This is a genomic window from Planomonospora algeriensis, assembly GCF_977012225.1.
Map to the genome: position 1 here is coordinate 1 of NZ_CDRNDK010000517.1, position 4,069 is coordinate 4,069.

Genomic DNA, 4,069 nt, shown 5'->3' on the forward strand with positions numbered 1-4,069 from the left:
TCGTCACCGTGCCCGAGCTGTTCGGCTCGCGGCGGGAGTGCGCGCCTGACCCGTCCGGGAGTCTCCGGCTCATGAGAGCGGCCGTCCGCCGGGACGGCCGCTTTTGCATGCCCGGCGCCACCCTGCCCGGCTCCGACTGGTCCCGTCCGGCGCCACCCCGCCCGGCCCCGCCTCACCCGGTCTCGTCCGGCCCTGTCCGGCCTCGTCCGGCCCTGTCCGGCCTTGTCCGGCCCTGTCCGGCTCCGTCACGTCCGGAACCTTCGAGGTCTCCGGGCCTTGTCCGGTGTCCTCCGGTGTCCCCGGACGGGAGGAGAAGGGCGCCCGGCTGGCGGCGCGGTCGTCCGCCCGGGCCGGAGGCGTTCGGGCCGGGGCCTGTGATCAAGGCGATGTCCAGGACTTATACAGTGCTTATGGAACTCATGATGGGCTTTCTCGGGACATCCGGAAGATCCGTGGAGGACCGTCACGGCGGGACCGGGAATAGGAGACGATGGTGCTCGTGACTTCTGACAAGACCGCGTCCCCAGGGCCGCGCGCCGTCCGTTCGGCGCTACCCTGGGTGACGACCGTCTCGCGGCTGGTGCTGGGAGGCGTGCTGATCGTCGCCGGTTGGGGGAAGATCGGCACTCCCGTCCTGTCGGTCCAGGCGGTCAAGGCGTACGACCTGCTTCCGGAATCGCTCGCCACGGTGGTCGGCTACGGCCTGCCCATCATGGAGATCGTCGTCGGGGTGCTGCTGGTCGTCGGGCTGCTCACCCGGGTCGCGGGAGTCATCTCCGCGCTGCTCATGCTGGCGTTCGTGATCGGCATCGCCTCCGCCTGGGCGCGCGGGCTGCGGATCGACTGCGGCTGCTTCGGCGGCGGCGGCCAGCTCGCGGCGGGGGTGGAGCCCAGCTACCTCGTCGACATCCTGCGGGACTTCGGCCTGTTCGCGCTCGGCGTGGTCATCGCCTGGTTCCCGCCGGGCCGGTTCGCACTGGACTCCGTGCTCGGGGTCACCTCGGCGCGGGAGAGCGATTCGTACGACATCGATGACACCGACGAAACCGACGATGCCGAGGGCGACGGCGCCGAGGGCGACGACGGTGAACCCCTGCAGAAGGAGAACCACTGATGGGCAAGGCCGCACGGGACCAGTCGGCCCGTGACCGGATCAAGGCGCAGCGCGAGGCGGAGCGCAAGCAGGAGCAGCGCAAGCGCATGACGACCATCGCGACCGTGGTGGTCGTCGCGCTGGCCGCCGTCGGGGCGGGCTGGTGGTACTCCATCCAGAGCGGTCAGTCCGAGGAGACCACGACGGCGCTGGCGCCGATCACGGTCCAGGGCGACGGATCGGTCGTCATGGCCAAGGCCGGCGTGGAGAAGCCGGTGCTGGACGTCTACGAGGACTTCCAGTGCCCGATCTGCCGGGAGCTGGACAAGACCAGCGGCCCGACCGTCAAGAACCTGGCGGCCGAGGGCAAGGTCAAGGTGGTCTACCACCCCATCACGATCTTCGGTGAGGGCGTCGTGCGGGACAACTCCGTCCGCGCCGGGGCCGCGGCCCGCTGCGTGCCGGACGGCAAGCAGTGGATGGCCTACCACGACAAGCTCTTCGAGGAGCAGCCCCCGGAGACGGTCGAGGGCTTCAAGACCGACGAACTGGTCGAATGGGGCAAGGAGGTCGGAGTGACCGCCCCGGGCTTCGAGCAGTGCGTCACCTCGCAGCAGCACGCCAAGGCGCACGCCGACTACTCGAACGCGCAGATCGAGAGCGCGCAGATCCAGGGGACGCCGACGCTGAAGCTCAACGGGACGGCGCTCGGCAACGAGGCGTTCAACCCGTCGCAGCTGCGCCAGGCGATCCTCGATGCCGCCAAGTAGCGCGTGACACGGTAACGTCACCTGACATGCCCCTCGCCTCGATTCCCAGCCCCTCTCAGGGGGTCTGGCACCTCGGCGTAATCCCGATCCGGGCCTACGCACTGTGCATCGTGCTCGGCGTCATCGTCGCCGTCATCATGAGCGAACGCCGCTGGCGCGCTCGCGGCGGCGAGCCCGGCACGATGGTGGACCTCGCCGTCTGGGCCGTGCCGTTCGGCCTGGTCGGCGGGAGGCTCTACCACGTCATCACCGACTGGCAGCTCTACTTCGCGCCGGACGCGCCCAACGAGCCGATCGAGGCGCTGTTCATCTGGAACGGCGGGCTGGGCATCTGGGGCGCCGTCGCGCTCGGCGCCCTGGGTGTGTGGTTCGGCTGCCGCGGCCGGGGGATCTCCCTGACCGCGGTGGCCGACACCGTCGCCCCCGGCATCGCGGTGGCCCAGGCCATCGGACGCTGGGGCAACTACTTCAACCAGGAGCTGTTCGGCAGCCCCACCGACCTGCCGTGGGGTCTGGAGATCGACCCCGACCGGCCGGGTACGGTGCCGGGAGAGGACACCTACCACCCCACGTTCCTGTACGAGTCGATCTGGGACCTCGGCCTGGCCCTCGTGCTGATCTGGGCGGGCCGGAGGTTCGCCCTCCGGTACGGCCGGGTGTTCGCGCTCTACGTGGCGGGCTACACCGTCGGCCGCTTCTGGATCGAGGGCCTGCGGGTCGACACCGCCCACCACATCCTGGGCCTGCGGCTCAACCAGTGGACCTCGATCGTCCTGTTCCTGGCCGCGCTCGCCTACTTCTGGTGGGCCCGGAACAAGACCGGCGAGGAAGCGGTGGGCACCGGGCCCGAGGCGGACGCGCAGACCGCGCAGACCGATGGGGAGCCGGCCGACCCGTCGGACCGGGCCGGCGGGTCCGCTGATGATCCGGTGGAGCGGGCCGATCTCGCGACCGCGGCGGCCGGAGAGCCGGAGGAGCCGGTGGACCCGGCGCACCCGTCGGATCAGGCCGACGACGAGGAGGAGACCGGCGGGACGCAGGAGCCCGGCAGGTCCGCGGCGGCGTCGGCCGCCGGCGGCGCCACCGCCGTGGAGGAGGCCGGACAGCCCGGTGGAGAGGCCGGCCGGGAGAAAGAGAAATCGTGAGCGGCGACGGCTCGCGCAAGCGCGCCGAGATCCACCACGAGCACCGCGACGTCAACGGCGGCTGGCTCCGGCCGTCGGTGTTCGGTGTGATGGACGGGCTCGTCTCCAACTTCGCCCTCATCGCGGGGGTGGCCGGCGGCAGCGACGACACCGGGATCGTCGTCCTGGCCGGGATCGCAGGCCTGGCGGCGGGCGCGTTCTCCATGGCGGGAGGGGAGTACGTCTCCGTGGCCAGCCAGCGGGAGCTCGCCCTCGCTGAGATCGACGTCGAGCGGCGCGAGCTCCAGCGCCATCCCGAGGCCGAGGAGGAGGAGCTCGCGCAGATGTACGAGGCGCAGGGCGTCGATCCCGAGCTCGCCGCGCAGGTGGCCCGGCAGGTCTCGCGCGACCCCGGCCGGGCGCTGGCGGTGCACACCCGGGCCGAGCTCGGCGTCGTCCCGGGCGACCTGCCGTCACCGTGGGTGGCCGCCGTCTCGTCGTTCCTGTCCTTCACGGTGGGCGCGCTCCTGCCGCTCCTGCCGTACCTCATGGGGGTCACCAGCCTGGTGAGCTCGGCGGTGGTCTCCTGCCTGGCCTTGTTCGGCGCGGGCGTCCTGGTCTCCCGGGTCACCGCGCGCAACTGGTGGTACAGCGGGCTGCGCCAGTTCGCGGTGGGGTCGGTCGCCGCGGCGCTGACGTTCGGCCTGGGCAACCTCCTGGGAGGGGTGGCGCTGTGACGACTCCGGCTCCGGGCCGCAAGCGCCGCCGCGCCTCCGGCCGCCGCGCCCCCGCCGAACACCCGCCCGCCGGGCAGCTGCTCCCTCCGGCGCCTCCCGCGGAGCAGTCCCCTCCGGTCGTCGCGTTCCCGCAGGGGGAGCCGTTCCCGTCGGCGGGGCCGTACTCTCCGGCCGGGCCCTATCCGGTGGAGCGGCGCCCCGCTGCCGGACGCGTCCCCGTGGAGCCCGCCTCCGGGCGGGCCTTCACCGAGAGCGAGAGCCTCCCTGACGCGGCTCCCCGTCCTGAGCGCCCCGCCCCTGAGAGCGATGCGGGCGGGCGGGCCCCCGCAGCGGGCGGCAGGCGCC

The 4,069-nt window shown here is 72.4% G+C and carries 4 protein-coding genes and 1 pseudogene; all 5 read left to right on the forward strand.

Annotated features, from left to right (window positions below; genetic code table 11):
• Positions 1-559: 559 nt before the first annotated feature.
• Positions 560-1,114 (forward strand): MauE/DoxX family redox-associated membrane protein, encoded by a 555-nt coding sequence (locus tag ACWJ6R_RS31515; RefSeq protein ID WP_449065712.1) that lies wholly within the window; start codon positions 560-562, stop codon positions 1,112-1,114.
• Positions 1,114-1,863, forward strand: a complete 750-nt coding sequence (locus ACWJ6R_RS31520) for a DsbA family protein (RefSeq protein WP_449065713.1) — start codon at positions 1,114-1,116, stop codon at positions 1,861-1,863. Before ACWJ6R_RS31515 ends, ACWJ6R_RS31520 begins: the two co-directional genes overlap by 1 nt.
• Before the next feature lie 26 nt (positions 1,864-1,889).
• Positions 1,890-3,008, forward strand: coding sequence for a prolipoprotein diacylglyceryl transferase (lgt, locus tag ACWJ6R_RS31525; RefSeq protein ID WP_449065714.1), 1,119 nt, complete (start codon positions 1,890-1,892; stop codon positions 3,006-3,008).
• Positions 3,005-3,724 carry a VIT1/CCC1 transporter family protein gene (locus ACWJ6R_RS31530; RefSeq protein WP_449065715.1) on the forward strand — a complete coding sequence of 240 codons (720 nt, stop codon included), beginning with the start codon at positions 3,005-3,007 and terminating at the stop codon, positions 3,722-3,724. The genes lgt and ACWJ6R_RS31530 overlap by 4 nt, the downstream gene beginning before the upstream one ends.
• Positions 3,721-4,069, forward strand: a pseudogene (locus ACWJ6R_RS31535) (hypothetical protein); the annotation flags it as partial. The gene ACWJ6R_RS31530 and the pseudogene ACWJ6R_RS31535, both read left to right, overlap by 4 nt.

Excerpts from the sequence above, each read along its gene's own strand:
- ACWJ6R_RS31520 (WP_449065713.1), top strand. The coding sequence starts at position 1,114 with ATGGGCAAGGCCGCACGGGACCAGTCGGCCCGTGACCGGATCAAGGCG.
- lgt (WP_449065714.1), top strand. The coding sequence starts at position 1,890 with ATGCCCCTCGCCTCGATTCCCAGCCCCTCTCAGGGGGTCTGGCACCTC.